This is a genomic window from Pseudescherichia sp. (assembly GCF_031979925.1).
Lineage (GTDB): Bacteria > Pseudomonadota > Gammaproteobacteria > Enterobacterales > Enterobacteriaceae > Pseudescherichia.
In genome coordinates, this window is the sequence record NZ_DALZFB010000003.1 from 101,298 (window position 1) to 121,216 (window position 19,919).

Annotated in this window: 17 protein-coding genes; 13 read left to right on the forward strand and 4 right to left on the reverse strand. The window is 55.8% G+C overall.

All coding sequences use genetic code 11. The annotated features are described in order from the left end of the window. Nucleotides 1-409: 409 nt before the first annotated feature. Together ampG and RTM13_RS06750 are read right to left on the reverse strand one after the other, a co-directional pair. Nucleotides 410-1,888, reverse strand: a complete 1,479-nt coding sequence (gene ampG / locus RTM13_RS06745; RefSeq protein ID WP_312211178.1) for a muropeptide MFS transporter AmpG — start codon at nt 1,886-1,888, stop codon at nt 410-412. A gap of 43 nt (nt 1,889-1,931) precedes the next feature. Then, a complete protein-coding gene (locus RTM13_RS06750) occupies nt 1,932-2,510 on the reverse strand; it encodes a lipoprotein (RefSeq protein ID WP_042391597.1) in 579 nt (192 codons plus the stop codon). Nucleotides 2,511-2,814: 304 nt separating this feature from the next. Here RTM13_RS06750 and bolA point away from each other — a divergent pair, with 304 nt between their 5' ends. The 9 genes from bolA (at nt 2,815) to RTM13_RS06795 (ending at nt 13,225) form a co-directional block, all read left to right on the forward strand. Further along, entirely contained in the window at nt 2,815-3,132 is a 318-nt protein-coding gene (gene bolA / locus RTM13_RS06755) for a transcriptional regulator BolA (RefSeq protein WP_042391598.1), read from the forward strand. A 349-nt stretch (nt 3,133-3,481) separates the two neighbouring features. After that, on the forward strand, nt 3,482-4,780 hold the full coding sequence (gene tig / locus RTM13_RS06760) for a trigger factor (RefSeq protein ID WP_312211181.1): 1,299 nt from the start codon (nt 3,482-3,484) through the stop codon (nt 4,778-4,780). Between the two features lie 285 nt (nt 4,781-5,065). Further along, nucleotides 5,066-5,689, forward strand: a complete 624-nt coding sequence (gene clpP / locus RTM13_RS06765) for an ATP-dependent Clp endopeptidase proteolytic subunit ClpP (protein ID WP_042391600.1) — start codon at nt 5,066-5,068, stop codon at nt 5,687-5,689. Between the two features lie 125 nt (nt 5,690-5,814). After that, on the forward strand, nt 5,815-7,089 hold the full coding sequence (gene clpX, locus RTM13_RS06770; protein ID WP_042391601.1) for an ATP-dependent protease ATP-binding subunit ClpX: 1,275 nt from the start codon (nt 5,815-5,817) through the stop codon (nt 7,087-7,089). 185 nt (nt 7,090-7,274) lie between these two features. Further along, nucleotides 7,275-9,629 carry an endopeptidase La gene (lon, locus tag RTM13_RS06775; protein ID WP_312211183.1) on the forward strand — a complete coding sequence of 785 codons (2,355 nt, stop codon included), beginning with the start codon at nt 7,275-7,277 and terminating at the stop codon, nt 9,627-9,629. 210 nt (nt 9,630-9,839) lie between these two features. Further along, nucleotides 9,840-10,112, forward strand: coding sequence for a nucleoid-associated protein HU-beta (gene hupB / locus RTM13_RS06780; protein WP_312211184.1), 273 nt, complete (start codon nt 9,840-9,842; stop codon nt 10,110-10,112). 203 nt (nt 10,113-10,315) lie between these two features. After that, complete coding sequence (gene ppiD, locus RTM13_RS06785; protein ID WP_312211185.1) at nt 10,316-12,190, forward strand: peptidylprolyl isomerase; 1,875 nt, start codon at nt 10,316-10,318, stop codon at nt 12,188-12,190. Nucleotides 12,191-12,340: 150 nt separating this feature from the next. Continuing rightward, nucleotides 12,341-12,727: a helix-hairpin-helix domain-containing protein gene (locus tag RTM13_RS06790; protein WP_312211187.1), complete on the forward strand. Its 387-nt coding sequence runs from the start codon at nt 12,341-12,343 to the stop codon at nt 12,725-12,727. Between the two features lie 99 nt (nt 12,728-12,826). Beyond that, nucleotides 12,827-13,225 carry a YbgC/FadM family acyl-CoA thioesterase gene (locus RTM13_RS06795; protein ID WP_312211188.1) on the forward strand — a complete coding sequence of 133 codons (399 nt, stop codon included), beginning with the start codon at nt 12,827-12,829 and terminating at the stop codon, nt 13,223-13,225. Nucleotides 13,226-13,322: 97 nt separating this feature from the next. Here the strand turns inward: RTM13_RS06795 and queC are convergent, their stop codons facing one another. Both queC and RTM13_RS06805 read right to left on the reverse strand, forming a co-directional pair. Then, nucleotides 13,323-14,018 carry a 7-cyano-7-deazaguanine synthase QueC gene (gene queC, locus RTM13_RS06800; RefSeq protein ID WP_312211190.1) on the reverse strand — a complete coding sequence of 232 codons (696 nt, stop codon included), beginning with the start codon at nt 14,016-14,018 and terminating at the stop codon, nt 13,323-13,325. 77 nt (nt 14,019-14,095) lie between these two features. Further along, nucleotides 14,096-15,142, reverse strand: a complete 1,047-nt coding sequence (locus RTM13_RS06805) for a PLP-dependent cysteine synthase family protein (RefSeq protein WP_312211192.1) — start codon at nt 15,140-15,142, stop codon at nt 14,096-14,098. 117 nt (nt 15,143-15,259) lie between these two features. Here RTM13_RS06805 and RTM13_RS06810 point away from each other — a divergent pair, with 117 nt between their 5' ends. The 4 genes from RTM13_RS06810 to glnK all read left to right on the forward strand — a co-directional run bounded on the left by RTM13_RS06810 (nt 15,260) and on the right by glnK (nt 19,899). Further along, nucleotides 15,260-15,718 (forward strand): Lrp/AsnC family transcriptional regulator, encoded by a 459-nt coding sequence (locus RTM13_RS06810; protein WP_042391610.1) that lies wholly within the window; start codon nt 15,260-15,262, stop codon nt 15,716-15,718. A 53-nt stretch (nt 15,719-15,771) separates the two neighbouring features. Beyond that, nucleotides 15,772-17,535, forward strand: coding sequence for a SmdA family multidrug ABC transporter permease/ATP-binding protein (locus RTM13_RS06815; protein WP_312211195.1), 1,764 nt, complete (start codon nt 15,772-15,774; stop codon nt 17,533-17,535). Further along, nucleotides 17,528-19,306, forward strand: a complete 1,779-nt coding sequence (locus RTM13_RS06820) for a SmdB family multidrug efflux ABC transporter permease/ATP-binding protein (protein ID WP_312211197.1) — start codon at nt 17,528-17,530, stop codon at nt 19,304-19,306. The genes RTM13_RS06815 and RTM13_RS06820 overlap by 8 nt, the downstream gene beginning before the upstream one ends. Before the next feature lie 254 nt (nt 19,307-19,560). Further along, nucleotides 19,561-19,899, forward strand: coding sequence for a P-II family nitrogen regulator (gene glnK / locus RTM13_RS06825; RefSeq protein ID WP_002891893.1), 339 nt, complete (start codon nt 19,561-19,563; stop codon nt 19,897-19,899). Nucleotides 19,900-19,919 lie beyond the last annotated feature (20 nt).

Sequence of the window (19,919 nt, forward strand, 5' to 3'; positions counted from 1 at the left end):
CATTTTACGGGAAGGTTACATTACTGTAAACATGCATGGCGCGCTGTCAGTAGGGTGTTACTGGGTTCTGCCGCGTATGTCACACACAATGCAACAATCTGTAAAATCTCACAATCGCCGCATTCGGCCCCAAGGTTATAACCAAAACCGGCTCTGGTACTTATAGACCAGGGGAAATGGTATAACCAATCCTTTTTGTGAACATTTAATTAACATTAATTCAGCAATTATCAAACATTGCACGAAGCTTAATTTGATAACTATGCTGAATCATTAAAGCGTAGTCGCAAACCTATACCGCACAAAATAATTAAACAAAAAGAGAGATTAAGCCAGAATTAAACAAATATATCCTGAAATTAAATTCTTTAATTATTTTGCGCGATTATTACCTGTAGTAACTAACGGGTTATTTTCCCTGCGCCGTTTTGCGCAGGGCAAGGTAGTCCAGCAGGCCGCCATAAAGGATACCTCCTACGGCCAGCAGTGCGCCCACATCCAGCAGCAGCAGCGCGAAGTTCCATGAGGTCAGGCCGAGGGCGTTAAGCGTTATGACGCCCAGCCAGGCTGCCAGCAGCAGGCAACCCACGGCCAGCGTGCGCAGCGCCATCCGGTAGGCACCGGCGTAGCGGCTACGGGGGAGAAAACCGTCCGTGCGCTGGGTATAGGCCAGCGTCTCTTTACATATCAGCAGCAGGATCAATCCCGGCACGGCAGCGATGACCGAGAAGAGGTAAAACGTTGACCATCCCCAGCTCTCAACAAACCAGCCAGCGATGGGACCCACGTAGACGCGCCCAATAGCGGAGAGGGCAGAGAGCAGGGCGAACTGAGTGGCGGAAAATGACTTATTGCACAGGGTCATCAGCAGGGCAACAAACGCCGCCGTCCCCATTCCGCCGCAGAGGTTCTCGAAGAAAACCGCGGCCGCCATGCTATAGAGATGCTTATCGGTCACCGACAGCAGCCAGTAGCCAGCGTTAGAGGCACCCTGAAGGATGCCAAAGATCAGCAGGGCGCGAAATAGCGACAGACGCTGCATCAGCACGCCACCGTACAGCGCACCGAGAATGGTCGCAATCAGCCCGAGGGTCTTATTTACTACGCCAACATCTCCGGCATCAAAGCCCACGCCGCGGATCAGGAAGGTCGTGGTGAGGCTCATGGCAAACGCGTCGCCCAGCTTATAAAGGACGATAAGCAGCAGGATCAGCCAGGCGTTGTTGCGGCCAAAGAAGTCGCGCAGCGGCGCGACCACCGCCTGCTCCAGCGATTTTGGCACCGGCACGGCATCGTCCGGTTCGGGGGCAAGGAGGGTAGCAATAATGCACGGCAGCATCAGAGCCGCCATCAGCCAGTACATTCCCTGCCAGCCCAGCCAGCGATCCGCCAGCCAGAGCGCCAGCCCGCCGGAGACCAGCATCCCGAGGCGGTAGCCCAGCACGCTGATGGCCGCCCCTGCACCGCGCTCTTCAGCGGGCAGCACGTCGGTCTTCCAGGCATCAAACACAATATCCTGCGAGGCGGAACAGAAGGCGATAATCACCGCCAGCCCGGCCATCCAGCGCAGCTGCGTTGTCGGCTCCAGGAAGCCCATCCCCGCAATGGCGACCAGCAGTAGGATCTGGGTGGTCAGCAGCCAGCCGCGACGGCGGCCAAAGAACGGCGGCGTATAGCGGTCCATTACCGGTGACCATAAAAACTTAAACACGTAGGCCTGGCCGACCAGCGAAAAGAAGCCGATGGTCTTCAGGTCGATGTTTTCGACGGTCATCCACGCCTGAAGCGTGCCGGAGGTCAGGGCAAGGGGGAGGCCAGAGGCAAAGCCAAGGATCAGCAGGATGGCTGACTTAGGCTGCTGGAAGATGCGTAGATAGCGGCTGGACATAGGAGACGGGCTGACCCGGCGCGAACCGGGTCAGCGGGCAGAATTAACGCGCGTTCTGCTTGATAAAGTCGTGGATGCTGGTGTCCTGAGACATATCAGCGATGGTATCGGTCAGCACGCTGTTAACGCTGTCGGCAATGTTTTTATTCGACGCCTGCAGTGCACCTTCAACCGAGTAGTTTGCACGGTAGTTTTTGGTCATCTTGTTGCCGTTCGGCGCGGTCGCGATGATAGCGATATCGGCCTTGGTGGCGATGTTATAGCGCACGTTGCCCTGGGAGACGTCAGCGTAGAGTTGGCTTACGATGATCTGCAGATTCACTGCGCCGTTCGGGCCAATCATGTAGCCGCGAGCGGTCATCTGTTTCTCCAGCACCTCCTGCAGCAGGAAACGCAGATCGCGGGAGGCGGTCAGGGTCACCAGCTGGTTGTCGCGGGTCACTTTTGCCAGCGCCTGGTCCTGACGCTGATCGGCACCGTTGATGCTCACGGTGACGCCCATCAGGCTTGGATCCTGCTGCGGCAGAGTAATTTTTGGTGAGACGTCAATGGTAGTAGGGGGCGTAGCACAGCCAGCCAGCATAAACAGAGCGACCAGCGGGAAAAGCACTTTTTTTAACATATAAGAGATCTCTGTGAATCTTAAGCTTATAAATGAGTAATTCGCGCCATCATAACATTGCCAACGGCCGGGGCAACCCGGCAATGCATGTAAATTCATCGCCTTGTGCATTTTGTGCTCATAAACCGTTTTTAACCGCACATAAAAGAGGCCTGAATGAGAATTTTCAAGGTCGGTTCATGCCTTTGAATGATAAAACGAGACCAACGCTAAATATTTGTTGTTTTCTTGTTATGGAAGCGGTAAAAGCGGCTAATATTTAAAGGGATGGGTTACATCTGAACGCTGTCTGAGGAGTCTTTTCATGATGATACGCGAACAAATAGAATCAAAATTAAGGGCAACGTTTGAACCCGCGTTCCTCGAAGTTGTTGATGAAAGCTACCGTCACAATGTTCCGGCCGGTTCCGAAAGCCATTTTAAGGTGGTGCTGGTAAGCGATCGCTTTGCAGGCGAACGTTTTCTTAACCGCCATCGCATGATCTACAGCACGTTGACGTCTGAACTTGCCACGACGGTACACGCGTTGGCCCTGCATACCTATACCCTGAAAGAGTGGGAAGGGTTGCAGGATACCCTCTTCGCGTCGCCGCCCTGTCGAGGTGCAGGCACCATTGCATAATAAATGAGGTTTGCAACAGCGAGAACTTTTCCAGTATGTTGCGTACAGAATATGTGAAAACGGCCTGCGGGCCGTTTTATTTTGTCTGAGTTTTGTTCGATGAGTCCAAAATTCAGACAAAAATTAGCCGTGAATTGTGAAAAAGGCCGCAACAGCGTGCAATAACCGTTCTCGACTCACAAAAGTGATGCCGCTATAATGCTGCGTCCTATTTTTTGAACGTCTTCGGGATGATTCTGGTGACAGGGAATGTGTATCTGATTCAAGAGAGCATCCCGGTTCTGCGCAGCCACCCATAGCGGTCTGCGGGTAGAGTTGACCGAGCACTCTGATTTTTTGAGGTAACAAGATGCAAGTTTCAGTTGAGACCACTCAGGGCCTTGGCCGCCGTGTAACGATCACTATCGCTGCTGACAGCATCGAGACCGCTGTAAAAAGCGAGCTGGTCAACGTAGCGAAAAAAGTTCGCATTGACGGCTTCCGTAAAGGCAAAGTACCGATGACCGTTGTTGCTCAGCGTTATGGCGCATCCGTACGCCAGGACGTGCTGGGTGAACTGATGAGCCGCAACTTCATTGATGCGATCATTCAGGAAAAAATCAATCCGGCCGGCGCACCGACCTACGTACCGGGCGAGTACAAGCTGGGTGAAGATTTCACCTACTCCGTAGACTTCGAAGTTTACCCGCAGGTTGAGCTGACCGGCCTGGAAGGTATCGAAGTTGAAAAACCGATCGTTGAAGTCACCGACGCTGACGTTGACGGCATGCTGGACACCCTGCGCAAACAGCAGGCGACCTGGAAAGACAAAGACGGCGCGGCTGATGCAGAAGATCGCGTAACCGTAGACTTCACCGGTTCCGTTGACGGCGAAGAGTTCGAAGGCGGCAAAGCCACAGACTTCGTGCTGGCGATGGGCCAGGGTCGTATGATCCCGGGCTTCGAAGATGGCATCAAAGGCCACAAAGCCGGTGAAGAGTTCACCATCGACGTGACCTTCCCGGAAGATTACCACGCTGAGAACCTGAAAGGTAAAGCGGCCAAGTTCGTCATCAACCTGAAAAAAGTTGAAGAGCGCGAGCTGCCAGAGCTGACCGAAGAGTTCATCAAACGTTTCGGCGTTGAAGATGGCTCCATCGACGGCCTGCGCGCTGAAGTGCGTAAAAACATGGATCGCGAGCTGAAAGGCGCGGTACGTAACCGTGTTAAAACGCAGGCGATCGACGGTCTGGTAAAAGCGAACGAAATCGACGTGCCGGCTGCCCTGATCGACAGCGAAATCGACGTGCTGCGCCGTCAGGCTGCTCAGCGCTTCGGTGGCAACGAGAAACAGGCTCTGGAGCTGCCGCGTGAGCTGTTCGAAGAGCAGGCTAAACGCCGCGTTGTTGTGGGTCTGCTGCTGGGCGAAGTGATCCGTACCCATGAGCTGAAAGCGGATGAAGCACGCGTGAACGAGCTGATCGAAGAGATGGCTTCTGCTTACGAAGATCCGAAAGAAGTGGTTGAGTTCTACAGCAAGAACAAAGAGCTGATGGACAACATGCGCAACGTTGCGCTGGAAGAGCAGGCTGTTGAAGCCGTTCTGGCGAAAGCGAAAGTGACTGAAAAAGCCACTTCCTTCAACGAGCTGATGAACCAGCAAGCGTAAGTTACGTTTCCCGCCTTTACGCGGAAACGAAAGCCCGTCACCTGCTGGTGGCGGGTTTTTTTTTAACAATCCGCAGCGATCGGAAGAGTGCTAAAAGCACGTTTCAGTGTTAGCGTTAAGCCAAAAGATTGTTATGCTTGAATTAAGATGATGCCATCCCCATAACAGGGAGACTATCAGGAGCAACGCTTGCTGCAGATCCGTCCACGGTGGTCGTAGTCAGACCAGTCAGAGTCAAGTAGAATCGGGACAGCAGGTTTATTCATATTTATCCAGGAGACGGACATGTCATACAGCGGCGAACGAGATAACTTTGCACCCCATATGGCCCTGGTGCCAATGGTTATTGAGCAGACTTCACGCGGTGAGCGCTCATTCGATATCTACTCTCGTCTTCTTAAAGAGCGCGTCATTTTCATGACCGGCCAGGTCGAAGACCATATGGCAAACCTGATCGTGGCGCAGATGCTGTTTCTGGAAGCAGAAAACCCGGAAAAAGATATTTACCTGTATATTAACTCGCCGGGCGGGGTAATTACCGCCGGGATGTCAATCTATGACACCATGCAGTTTATCAAGCCTGACGTCAGCACCATCTGTATGGGCCAGGCGGCGTCAATGGGCGCATTCCTGCTGACCGCAGGCGCAAAAGGCAAACGCTTCTGTCTGCCAAACTCACGCGTGATGATTCACCAGCCGCTGGGTGGCTATCAGGGCCAGGCAACGGATATCGAGATCCATGCGCGTGAAATTTTGAAAGTGAAGGGGCGCATGAATGAACTTATGGCACACCATACGGGTCAATCATTAGAGCAGATTGAGCGTGATACCGAGCGTGACCGCTTCCTCTCCGCCGCCGAAGCGGTAGAGTACGGGCTGGTTGACTCAATCTTGACCCATCGTAATTAATGCCCAGGCCGGACGAGTACCGCTATAATCATTGAGAGCGGCACGACGCTGTATAGTGTCTTGCGCCTGGAGTGGCATTTGCGTCGTCGTGTGCGGCACAAAAAACAGAAAAGAGGTTTTGACTCATGACAGATAAACGCAAAGATGGTTCGGGCAAACTGTTGTACTGCTCTTTTTGCGGCAAAAGCCAGCATGAAGTGCGTAAGCTAATTGCCGGGCCGTCCGTGTATATCTGCGACGAGTGTGTCGATCTTTGTAACGACATCATTCGCGAAGAGATTAAAGAAGTTGCACCGCATCGTGAGCGTAGTGCGCTGCCGACGCCGCACGAAATTCGCCATCACCTGGACGACTATGTTATCGGTCAGGAGCAGGCCAAAAAAGTGCTGGCCGTCGCGGTTTACAACCACTACAAACGTCTGCGTAACGGTGACAGCAGTAACGGCGTTGAGCTGGGTAAAAGTAACATTCTGCTGATCGGGCCTACCGGCTCCGGTAAAACGCTGCTGGCTGAAACGCTGGCGCGCCTGCTCGATGTGCCGTTTACCATGGCCGATGCCACCACGCTGACCGAAGCGGGCTACGTGGGCGAGGATGTTGAGAACATCATCCAGAAACTGCTGCAGAAGTGCGACTATGACGTACAGAAAGCGCAGCGCGGCATCGTCTACATTGACGAAATTGATAAAATTTCCCGCAAGTCTGATAACCCATCGATTACCCGTGACGTCTCCGGCGAAGGCGTGCAGCAGGCACTGCTGAAGCTGATCGAAGGGACCGTGGCTGCCGTACCGCCGCAGGGTGGACGTAAGCATCCGCAGCAGGAGTTTTTGCAGGTTGATACCTCCAAAATCCTCTTTATCTGCGGCGGGGCCTTTGCTGGCCTGGATAAGGTGATCTCCCATCGTGTGGAAACCGGATCCGGTATCGGCTTTGGCGCAACGGTGAAAGGCAAGTCCGAGAAGGCGAAAGAGGGCGAGCTGCTGGCGCAGGTTGAACCAGAAGATCTGATCAAGTTCGGTCTGATCCCTGAGTTTATCGGCCGTCTGCCAGTGGTGGCGACGCTCAACGAGCTGAGCGAGGAAGCGCTGATCCAGATCCTGAAAGAGCCGAAAAACGCCCTGACTAAGCAATATCAGGCGCTGTTCAATCTGGAAGGTGTCGATCTCGAGTTCCGTGACGAAGCGCTGGATGCCATCGCCAAGAAAGCGAACGCCCGCAAAACGGGTGCCCGTGGCCTGCGCTCTATCGTAGAAGCGGCCCTGCTGGATACCATGTACGATCTGCCTTCCATGGAAGATGTGGAAAAAGTGGTGATTGACGAAGCGGTTATCGCCGGTCAAACCAAGCCCCTGCTGATTTATGGTAAACCGGAAGCGCAGCAGGCTTCTGGCGAATAATTAACCTATCCATACAAGCGGTTAACCAAAAAGGGGGGATTTTATCTCCCCTTTTATTTTTCCGTACTCCCGACGTTGAATGTAAGGGAAACATCCCCATATACTGATTTACATGTTAACGGTCGCTTGACGCACAGGCCTGCGGCCGGGTTACCAGGCGGACATTAAACTTAAGAGAGAGCTCTATGACTTCTGAGCGTTCTGAACGCATTGAAATCCCCGTATTGCCGTTGCGCGATGTGGTGGTTTATCCGCACATGGTCATCCCCTTATTCGTAGGGCGGGAAAAATCGATTCGTTGTCTCGAAGCGGCCATGGACCAGGATAAAAAAATCATGCTGGTGGCGCAGAAAGAGGCGTCTACGGATGAGCCGGGTGTTAACGATCTGTTCACCGTCGGGACCGTGGCCTCTATTTTGCAGATGCTGAAGCTGCCTGACGGTACGGTTAAAGTACTGGTCGAAGGCCTGCAGCGTGCGCGTATCAGCACCCTGTCTGATGACGGCGACTTCTTCTCTGCGAAAGCCGAGTATCTGGAATCGCCCGCCATTGACGAGCGTGAGCAGGAGGTGCTGGTTCGCACCGCCATCGGTCAGTTTGAAGGCTACATCAAGCTCAACAAAAAAATTCCACCGGAAGTGCTGACGTCGCTCAATAGCATTGACGATCCAGCACGTCTGGCTGACACCATCGGCGCACATATGCCGTTGAAGCTGGCAGATAAGCAGTCCGTGCTGGAGATGTCCGACGTTAATGAACGTCTGGAGTATCTGATGGCGATGATGGAGTCGGAGATCGACCTGTTACAGGTTGAGAAACGCATCCGTAACCGCGTGAAGAAACAGATGGAAAAATCCCAGCGCGAGTACTATCTGAATGAGCAGATGAAAGCCATTCAGAAAGAGCTGGGCGAGATGGACGATGCGCCGGACGAAAACGAAGCGCTGAAGCGCAAGATCGACGCGGCGAAGATGCCGAAAGAGGCAAAAGAGAAAGCGGAAGCTGAGCTGCAGAAGCTGAAGATGATGTCTCCGATGTCGGCAGAAGCGACCGTAGTGCGCGGCTATATCGAGTGGATGATTCAGGTTCCGTGGAACGCCCGTAGCAAGGTGAAGAAAGATCTGCGCCAGGCACAGGAGATTCTGGATACCGATCACTACGGTCTGGAACGCGTTAAGGATCGCATCCTTGAGTATCTTGCGGTTCAGAGCCGGGTTAACAAGCTGAAGGGGCCGATCCTCTGCCTGGTGGGACCGCCGGGGGTAGGTAAAACCTCTCTGGGGCAGTCCATTGCCAAAGCGACCGGACGTAAATACATCCGTATGGCGCTGGGCGGCGTGCGTGACGAAGCGGAAATTCGCGGTCACCGTCGGACCTACATCGGCTCCATGCCGGGCAAACTGATCCAGAAGATGGCGAAAGTTGGGGTGAAAAACCCTCTGTTCTTGCTGGATGAGATCGACAAGATGTCTTCAGACATGCGCGGCGATCCGGCTTCGGCACTGCTGGAAGTGCTTGATCCAGAACAGAACGTGGCCTTTAGCGATCACTATCTTGAGGTCGACTACGATCTCAGCGACGTGATGTTTGTTGCGACGTCAAACTCGATGAACATCCCTGCGCCACTGCTGGACCGTATGGAAGTGATCCGTCTGTCGGGCTATACCGAAGATGAGAAGCTGAACATCGCCAAACGCCACCTGCTGCCGAAGCAGATTGAACGTAACGCCCTGAAAAAGGGTGAAATTACGGTAGACGATAGCGCCATTATTGGCATTATCCGCTACTACACCCGTGAAGCGGGCGTGCGTAGCCTGGAGCGTGAAATCTCCAAGCTGTGCCGTAAGGCAGTGAAACAGCTGCTGCTCGATCCGTCGCTGAAGCAGATCACCATCACCGGTGATAACCTCAACGAGTATCTGGGCGTTCAACGCTTCGACTATGGCCGTGCGGACGATGAAAACCGCGTGGGTCAGGTAACGGGTCTGGCGTGGACCGAAGTGGGCGGCGATCTGCTGACCATCGAAACCGCCTGCGTGCCGGGTAAAGGCAAGCTGACCTACACCGGCTCGCTGGGTGAGGTGATGCAGGAGTCCATCCAGGCGGCGCTGACCGTGGTGCGTGCACGTGCAGAGAAGCTGGGCATTAACGGCGACTTCTATGAAAAACGCGATATCCACGTTCACGTTCCGGAAGGGGCGACGCCGAAAGATGGTCCGAGTGCCGGTATTGCGATGTGTACGGCGCTGGTCTCCTGTCTGACGGGTAACCCGGTGCGTGCCGACGTGGCGATGACCGGTGAGATCACCCTGCGCGGCCAGGTGCTGCCGATTGGCGGCCTGAAAGAGAAGCTGCTGGCAGCGCACCGCGGCGGTATTAAGACCGTGCTGATCCCGTACGAGAACAAGCGTGACCTCGAAGAGATCCCGGAGAACGTGATTGCCGATCTCGACATTCACCCGGTGAAACGCATTGAGGAAGTGCTGACGCTGGCGCTGCAAAACGAGCCTTCAGGCATGCAGGTCGTTAGCGCAAAATAGTGACACCGCGCAAAGAGCGTCGATAAAAACAGGGCTGGCAGCGCATTTCGGGCTTGCCAGCCTTTTTTTGTATAGCTAATTTAGATGGCTGGTTTGCTGTATCATCAACAACGGGTGTTGTAAGGGCATGACAGGCCTGATATAACTGCTGCGCGGTCGCACTTCGATGGATTAAGGTGCGATATAAATTATAAAGAGAGGAAGAGAAGAGTGAATAAATCTCAACTGATAGACAAAATTGCTGCAGGGGCTGATATCTCTAAAGCTGCGGCTGGACGTGCGTTAGATGCTTTAATTGCTTCTGTGACTGAATCTCTGCAATCCGGAGACGAGGTAGCGCTGGTAGGTTTTGGTACTTTCGCGGTTAAAGAGCGTGCTGCCCGTACTGGTCGCAACCCGCAAACCGGCAAAGAGATCACCATTGCTGCCGCTAAAGTTCCGGGTTTCCGCGCAGGTAAAGCGCTGAAAGACGCGGTAAACTAATAGCGATCCCTCTCAGGATTGTGACAAAGTACAAGGGCGCATCACCAGATGTGCCTTTTTTATTTGCGATGCCGGAATTAATCGGGCCTGCGGGCTGACAACGCCCCCGGTTTCTTGTCACAATACGGCTTTACGCGCAGCGGCCCTGCCTTAATGGCGCTGCGTGAGACAGACAGTCACCTACAGCGGAGTGTTGTTACACCATGATGGACAATTTACGCGCGGCGGCAAACCACGTCGTGCTCAAGATCATTCTGGGTTTGATTATCGTGTCATTCATTCTGACTGGCGTTGGTAACTACCTGATTGGCGGTAACAATAATTATGCCGCAAAAGTAAATGGCCAGGAGATCGGCCGCAGCCAGTTCGAAAATGCGGTAGCGGCTGAACGTAACCGTATGCAGCAGCAGCTGGGTGAGCAGTTCTCCGAGCTGGCCGGTAACGAAGCCTATATGAAGAGCATGCGTCAGCAGGTGCTGAGCCGCCTGATTGATGAAGCGCTGCTGGACCAGTACGCTCAGCATCTGGGCCTTGGCATTAGCGACGAGCAGGTAAAGAAAGCAATCTTCTCTACCCAGGCCTTCCAGAATAACGGCAAATTCGACAACGCACGCTATAACGCGCTGGTCAATCAGATGGGCATGACCCCCGATCAGTATGCTCAGGCGCTGCGTAACCAGCTCACCTCCCAGCAGCTGATCAACGCCGTTGCCGGGACTGATTTTATGCTGAAAGGTGAAACCGACGAGCTGGCAGCGCTGGTCGCCCAGCAGCGTCTGGTACGCACCGCGACCATCGACGTTAACGCCCTGGCGCAGCAGCAGACCGCCTCCGATCAGGAGATCGCCAGCTACTACGAGCAGAACAAAAACAGCTTTATCGCACCGGAGCAGTTCCGCGTTAGCTACATCAAGCTGGATGCAGCCAGCATGCAGCAGAACGCCAGCGATGAAGAGATCCAGGCCTACTACGACCAGCATCAGGATCAGTTCACCCAGCCGCAGCGTAATCGTTACAGCGTGATCCAGACCAAAACCGAAGACGAAGCGAAAGCGGTGCTGGATCAGTTAAGCAAAGGTGCTGATTTTGCGACGCTGGCAAAAGAGAAGTCTGCCGACATTATCTCTGCCCGTAACGGCGGCGACATGGGCTGGCTGGAAGACTCCACCACCCCTGAAGAGCTGAAAAATGCCGGTCTGAAAGAGAAGGGCCAGCTCTCCGGCGTGATCAAGTCTTCCGTTGGTTTCCTGGTGGCGCGTCTCGACGACGTTCAGCCTGCTCAGGTTAAGCCGTTTAACGACGTGCGTGATGAGCTGGCGGCGAAGGTGAAGCAGGAGAAGGGCCTTGATGCTTACTACGCTCTGCAGCAGAAGGTGAGCGATGCCGCAAGCAACGACAACGAGTCGCTGGCGGGTGCAGAGCAGGCTGCGGGTGTGAAAGCGGTAGAAACCGGCTGGTTTGGCCGTGACAACCTGCCGGAAGAGCTGAATTTCAAACCGGTTTCTGACGCTATCTTCGGTGGCGCGCTGGTGGGTGAAAACGGTACACCGGGCAGCAACTCTGACATTATTACGGTTGATGGCGATCGTGCGTTTGTGCTGCGCGTGAGCGAGCATAAAGCCGAAGCCGTGAAGCCGCTGGAAGAGGTCAAAACCCAGGTTGCCGATATCGTTAAGCACAACAAAGCTGAGCAAAAAGCGAAGCTGGATGCCGATAAGCTGCTGGCCGACCTGAAAGCCGGTAAAGGCGACGACGCGTTGAAAGCCGCAGGCCTGAGCTTTGGTGAGTCTAAAACGCTGTCGCGTACCGGTCAGGATCCGCTGAGCCAGGCGGCCTTTACGCTGGCCCTGCCAGCGAAGGATAAGCCTGTCTATGGCGTGGCTAACGATATGCAGGGCAACGTAGTGCTGCTGGCGCTGGACGAAGTGAAAGCGGGCACCATGCCGGACGCGCAGAAAAAGGCGATGGTTCAGGGGATCACCCAGAACAATGCCCAGATCTCTTTCGAAGCGCTGATGAGCAACCTGCGTAAAGAAGCCAAAATCAAAACGGGCGACATCGTCGATCCGCAGCAGTAATTTCTCCGGGCGTCTCGCAGACTTTTGCAACGCCCTGCAACAATCAAAGGCCGCTTTCGCGGCCTTTTCCATTTCTGCAATCTGCCGTTTGTCTCCTGTTACCGCTCTGTTTATTGTGTGGGGGCTGTCAACAAACAAGGAGAAAGCAGCATGAAACGTGGAATCAAAATAGCAGTAGTGACCCTGACACTTGCCTGTGCCGCCATGGGCCAGCGTGCGCTTGCCGCTGATGCGCCGGTGAAGTCCCCTCAGGCCCAGACGGTACAAAATAAATCAGCCCCCGCAGCCGCGCCAGTGGCCAAAGCGAAAGCGCCGGAAGCGGCAAAGGGCGATGAGGAGACGACCCGGGTAAGCATCAACGCCGCGTCGGCAGAGGCACTGGCGCAGGCCATGAACGGCGTGGGGCTGAAGAAAGCGCAGGCGATCGTCAGCTACCGCGAGGAGTATGGGCCGTTTAAGATGCTGGAAGATCTGCAGCAGGTACCGGGGATGGGGGCCTCGCTGGTGGAGCGTAACCTGGATCGTTTAACCCTGTAACTTTTGCTTGCGTCGTAGCCATTCTTTGCCATGATAAAGAGGTCATACCAGTTATGGCCTCTGTACCATCCTACAACATAAAAAGAAGGTTATTGCGCTATGCAGACTCAGATTAAGGTTCGTGGTTACCACATCGACGTCTACCAGCACGTAAACAATGCTCGTTATCTGGAGTTCCTTGAGGAAGCACGTTGGGAAGGGCTGGAGAGCAGCGAAGGCTTCCAGTGGATGACGGCCAACCACATCGCGTTTGTGGTGGTGAATATCAATATTAACTATCGCCGTCCGGCGGTGTTGGGCGATCTGCTGACAATTAGCAGCAAAATAGAGCAGCTGAACGGCAAAAGCGGCGTGCTGAGCCAGGTTGTCACCCTGACGCCGGAGGGGGAGGTGGTGGCCGACGCACTGATCACCTTTGTCTGCATCGATCTACGCAGTAAAAAAGCGCTGGCGCTGGAAGGGGATCTGCGGGAGAAGCTGGAGTTGATGATGGAGTAAGCGTTCACGCCCGGCGGCGCTGGCGCTTGCCGGGCCTACAAACTGCACTGTGCTACCGTAGGCCAGGTAAGCGTAGCGCCACCCGACGTCACGTAACCTACTTCAGGCCGGTCTTCTGCTTCATTGCCGCCATCACCGCAGGCTTCTCTGCCAGGTAGTGATTGAGACCGTTGGCGCGCAGGTTACAGGCGGCGCACTGGCCGCAGCCGTCGCCCTTAATGCCGTTGTAGCAGGTTAGCGTCTCTTCGCGTACCAGCTCCAGCTTCTGCCAGTAGTCGGCTAGCGCCCAGGTTTCCGCCTTATCGAGCCACATCAGCGGCGTTTCAAAGCGGATATCTTTTGCCATGCCGAGGCTCACCGCGTGGTTGAGCGCCTTCACAAACTCGTCGCGGCAGTCTGGGTAACCGGAGAAGTCAGTTTCGCAGACGCCGGTGATCACTGCCTCGGCCTGCACCTGGTAGGCGTAGATTGCTGCAAGGGTCAAAAACAGAATGTTACGGCCCGGCACGAAGGTATTGGGGATGCCGCTGGCATCCGGCTCGTAGTCAGGGACCGGGATGCTGTCGCGAGTCAGGCTACTGACCGCCAGCTCGTTAAGCAGGGTGACGTCCAGCACTTTATGCGCCCGTGCACCCAGCTTTAGCGCCAGCTCGCGCGCGACGTCAATCTCTGCCCGATGACGCTGACCGTAATCGAAGGTGACGCAGTGGACCTCATCATAGTGATGCAGCGCCTGCACCAGGCAGGTGGTGGAGTCCTGGCCTCCGCTAAAGACGACAACGGCACGTTTCATAATTTTTCCTGACAGTTTCAATAGCAATAAAGCCGCTATGGTAGCGCCTGACGGCGAGCACGACCAGTATGCATTTGCTATCGCAGCAGCTGGGCAATCTCTGCGCTCCATGGCGCAGTGTCGCCGATATTGGCTCTGACCCACTCCAGGTTGTAGTAGGTGTCGAGATAGCGCTCGCCGCTGTCGCACAGCAGGGTGACAATTGAGCCGGTACGCCCCTCGTCACGCATCCGGGCGGCAAGCTGCAATGCGCCCCACATATTGGTGCCGGTGGAGGCCCCGACCTTGCGGCCTAGCTGCGTCTCCAGCCAGTGAGCGGTAGCGACGCTGGCGGCGTCCGGGACGCGCAGCATCTCATCCACTACGTCCGGAATAAACGACGGCTCCACGCGGGGGCGGCCAATACCCTCAATTTTACTGCCGATCGGGCTGCGCAGGTTGGTATCCCGCTGCTGCCAGTAGTCGAGAAAGACGGAGTTTTGCGGATCGACTACCGTGAGACGAGTATCGTAACCCTGGTAGCGAATATAACGCCCGATAGTTGCCGAGGTGCCGCCGGTTCCGGCACTCATCACGATATGGTCAGGGATCGGGTGCGGCTCATGACGCATCTGGCGGTAGATGCTGTCGGCAATATTGTTGTTGCCGCGCCAGTCGGTGGCGCGCTCGGCGTAGGTGAACTGATCCATATAGTGGCCGTGCAGCTCCTGCGCCAGCGTCTCCGAGGCGGCGTAGATCTCGCAGGCGCTCTCGACGAAATGGCAGCGGCCGCCGTAAAACGCGATCTGTTCAATTTTACGCTTTGCGGTGCAGGCGGGCATCACCGCGATAAACGGCAGTCCCAGTAGGCGGGCAAACCACGCCTCGGATACTGCCGTCGAGCCTGACGATGCCTCGATAATAGGCATACCTTCGCGGATCCAACCGTTGCACAGCCCGTAAAGGAATAGCGATCGCGCCAGGCGATGCTTCAGGCTGCCGGTTGGATGCGTGCTCTCATCCTTCAGGTAGAGATTGATCCCTGGAAAGGCGGGCAGGGAGAGGCGAATCAGGTGCGTATCCGCCGAGCGCTGAGCATCGGCATTAATTTCACTGATGGCATGTTTAGTCCAGGCGTTGTTCATCCGGGCGATCCTGTTTGTCAATTTGTGCCTAGCTTAACGGAAAGCGCCTAAAATATTGTTGCCATTCCGCCTTTGAAATAGAATCAGGAGAGAAAAAATTTCTCCCGGAGTCCGCTAATGCTAGATAAAATTGATAAAAAGCTGCTTACTCTGCTGCAACGAGACAGTACCCTCTCTTTGCAGGCGTTAGCCGATGCCGTTAATCTGACTACTACCCCCTGCTGGAAGCGGCTCAAGCGGCTGGAGGATGAAGGGATCCTGCTGGCACGCGTGGCGCTGCTGGATGCCGAAAAGCTGGGCCTCGGCCTGACGGCGTTTGTACTCATCAAAACCCAGCAGCACTGCAGCGAGTGGTATCATCAGTTTGTCAGCGTCGTCTCCGCCATGCCGGAGGTGCTGGGCTTTTGGCGCATGGCCGGTGAATATGACTACTTAATGCGCGTTCAGGTCGCTGACATGAAGCGCTACGACGATTTTTATAAACGTCTGGTCAATAGCGTGCCAGGCTTGTCCGATGTGACATCGAGTTTTGCGATGGAACAGATAAAATATACGACAGAGTTACCCATTGAATAACGCTTCTGGCCCCGGCGTCAGAGGCCGAATAAAGACCTTCAGGATATAACCGCGTGCGATTATTTGCTCAACTAGGCTGGTACTTTCGCCGGGAGTGGCGACGCTATCTCGGTGCCGTAGCCCTGCTCATCATCATTGCTCTTCTGCAGCTGATCCCACCGAAAGTGGTGGGATACGTGGTCGACGGCGTGACCGAAGGTCATTATCGTCCGCAGGATGTCATGATGTGGGTCGGCCTGCTGGTGCTGGTAGCCATCGTCATCTACCTGCTGCGCTACGTCTGGCGCGTGCTGCTGTTTGGCGCGTCTTACCAGCTGGCCGTCGAACTGCGGGAAGATTTCTACCGTCAGCTTAGCCGCCAGCATCCAGAATTTTACCTGCGCCACCGCACCGGTGACCTGATGGCCCGCGCCACTAACGACGTCGATCGCGTGGTCTTTGCTGCAGGGGAGGGGGTACTGACCCTGGTGGATTCGCTGGTGATGGGCTGTGTGGTGCTGATCGTCATGTCGACCCAGATTAGCTGGCAGCTTACCCTGCTGGCGCTGCTGCCGATGCCGATTATGGCCCTGGTGATCAAACGCTATGGCGATCAGTTGCATAATCGATTCAAGCTAGCGCAGGCGGCATTCTCTTCTCTCAACGACCGTACCCAGGAGAGCCTGACCAGCATCCGCATGATCAAAGCCTTTGGCCTTGAGGATCGCCAGTCCGGACTGTTTGCTGAAGATGCCGCCGATACCGGCAGAAAAAACATGAAGGTGGCGCGGGTAGATGCCCGTTTCGATCCAACGATCTATATCGCCATCGGGATGGCAAACCTGCTGGCAATTGGCGGCGGCAGCTGGATGGTGGTTAACGGTAGCCTGACGCTGGGCGAACTCACCAGCTTTACCATGTATCTGGGGCTGATGATCTGGCCAATGCTGGCCCTCGCCTGGATGTTTAATATCGTTGAGCGCGGCAGCGCCGCCTACAGCCGTATCCGTGACATGCTGGCGGAAGCGCCGGTGGTGGACGACGGCAGCGAGCCGCTGCCGGAAGGACGCGGCAACCTGAACGTGGCGATCCGCGAGTTCCGCTATCCGCAGGCATCGCATCCGACTCTGGAAAACGTTAACTTTACGCTGACGCCAGGACAGATGCTGGGTATCTGCGGGCCGACCGGGGCGGGCAAAAGCACGCTGCTGTCGCTGATTCAGCGCCACTTTGACGTCACCCAAGGTGAAATCTGCTTTCACGACCGGCCTCTGCCGAGCCTGAAGCTGGACGCATGGCGCGGGCGGCTGGCGGTAGTCAACCAGACGCCGTTCCTCTTCTCTGACACCGTAGGCAATAACATCGCCCTCGGCCACCCAGGCGCAACCCAGCAGGAGATTGAGCACGTCGCCCGGCTGGCCAGCGTACATGAAGATATCCTGCGCCTGCCACAGGGGTACGATACCGAGGTGGGCGAGCGCGGGGTGATGCTCTCCGGCGGGCAGAAGCAGCGTATCTCGATTGCGCGGGCGCTGCTGCTCAACGCCGAGATCCTGATCCTCGACGATGCTCTGTCGGCGGTGGATGGCCGTACCGAGCACCAGATCCTGCATAACCTGCGCCAGTGGGGCGAAGGGCGGACGGTAATTATTAGCGCGCACCGGCTCTCGGCGCTCGCCGAAGCGAGCGAGATCCTGGTGATGCAGCATGGGCACATTGTTCAGCGTGGGCAGCACGAAACCTTAGCCCATCAGCCGGGCTGGTATCGCGATATGCACCGCTACCAGCAGCTGGAAGCCGCGCTGGATGACGAAGAGAAGGAGAGTGCTGATGCGTAGTTTTGGACAGCTTTGGCCAACCCTTAAACGCCTGTTAGCCTACGGTAAGCCGTGGAAAAAACCGCTGACCAGAGCGGTAGTCATGCTGTGGGTCGCGGCGGCGGCTGAGGTCGCTGGTCCGGCGCTGATCAGCTATTTCATCGATAACATGGTGGCGAAAAGCTATCTGCCGCTCGGCCTGCTGGTGGGACTGGCGGTGGCCTATATTGGGCTACAGCTGTTGGCCGCCGGGCTGCACTACGCCCAGTCGCTGCTGTTTAACGAGGCCGCCGTCGGCGTGGTGCAGCAGCTGCGTACTGACGTGATGGACGCCGCTCTGCGCCAGCCGCTGAACGCCTTTGATACTCAGCCGGTAGGTCAGCTTATCTCCCGCGTCACTAACGATACCGAAGTGATCCGCGATCTCTACGTAATGGTGGTCTCTACGGTACTGCGCAGCGCGGCGCTGGTGGGTGCAATGCTGGTGGCGATGTTCAGCCTCGACTGGCGCATGGCGCTGGTAGCGCTGGCAATCTTCCCGGCGGTGCTGTGTGTGATGGCGCTCTACCAGCGCTACAGCACGCCCATCGTGCGCCGCGTCCGCACCTACCTGGCGGATATCAACGACGGCTTTAACGAAGTGATCAACGGCATGAACGTGATCCAGCAGTTTCGTCAGCAGGCACGCTTCGGCGAGCGGATGGGCGAGGCCAGCCGCTCCCACTACTCGGCGCGGATGCAGACGCTGCGGCTCGACGGTTTTCTGCTGCGTCCGCTGCTGAGCCTCTTCTCGGCGCTAGTGCTCTGTGGGCTGCTGATGCTGTTTGGCTTTACCTCGGTGGGGACCATTGAGGTGGGTGTGCTCTATGCCTTTATCAGCTACCTTGGCCGTCTTAACGAACCCTTGATTGAGCTGACAACCCAGCAGTCGATGCTGCAGCAGGCGGTGGTCGCAGGGGAGCGCGTATTTGAGCTGATGGATCGGCCGCGTCAGACCTATGGTGACGACAAGCGTCCGTTGTCCAGCGGCGCTATCGACATTGAGAATCTCTCTTTCGCCTACCGCGACGATAACCTCGTATTACAGGATATCGACCTCGCCGTACCGCCGCGCAGCTTTATTGCGCTGGTGGGCCATACCGGTAGCGGCAAAAGCACTCTCGCCAGCCTGCTGATGGGCTACTATCCACTGACGAAAGGGGAGATCCGCCTTGACGGTCGGCCGCTCTCCACTCTCAGCCACGACGTGCTGCGCCAGGGGGTGGCGATGGTTCAGCAGGATCCGGTGGTGCTGGCGGACTCCTTCTTTGCTAACGTTACCCTCGGGCGCAATATCAGCGAGGCACAGGTGTGGCAGGCGCTGGAGACCGTTCAGTTAGCGGATCTGGCCCGGGCAATGCCCGACGGTATCCACACCACTCTGGGGGAGCAGGGGAATAACCTCTCGGTCGGACAGAAGCAGCTGCTGGCACTGGCTCGCGTGCTGGTGGCTACTCCGCAGATCCTGATCCTTGATGAGGCCACCGCGAATATCGACTCCGGCACCGAGCAGGCCATTCAGCAGGCGTTGGCGGCGGTACGCCAGCATACAACCCTGGTGGTGATTGCCCATCGTCTCTCTACTATTGTGGAGGCTGATACCATTCTGGTTCTGCATCGTGGGCAGGCGGTCGAGCGTGGTAACCATCAGGAACTGCTGGCCGCTGAAGGGCGCTACTGGCAGATGTATCAGCTGCAGCTGGCAGGCGAAGAGCTGGCCGCCAGCACCCAAGAAGAGTCGCTAATCGCCTGATGCACCATAATCAGGCAAGCTACTGACAGGATCGCCTGTTGGTGCAAAAACGTCACGCACCATGCACTGCCATGGTGCGTTTTTCTTTCCCAGGAACAATCTGAATCCCCATCACACTTTTCTGCGAATCTTGCTGCCCTGTTCTGACGGCTTAAGCCGCTGAATTTTTCCCTTTTTCCAAATCTGGCACACCGCTTGCAATACTTCCTGCGTGTTAGCTGCGGCCATTACCGATTTTCGACTGAGGGGGATTTATGAAGCTGGTTACCGTGGTCATTAAGCCATTTAAACTTGAGGACGTCCGTGAAGCGCTGTCGTCTATTGGTATTCAGGGGCTGACCGTTACCGAAGTGAAAGGCTTTGGTCGTCAGAAGGGCCATGCTGAACTCTACCGCGGGGCTGAATACAGCGTTAACTTCCTGCCGAAGGTGAAGATTGATGTGGCCATTGCTGACGATCAGCTTGATGAAGTGATTGATGTCATTAGCAAAGCGGCCTACACCGGGAAAATTGGCGACGGCAAAATTTTCGTTGCCGAACTGCAACGCGTTATCCGCATTCGTACCGGCGAAGCCGACGAAGCGGCACTGTAACGTCAGACACACAGTGATTG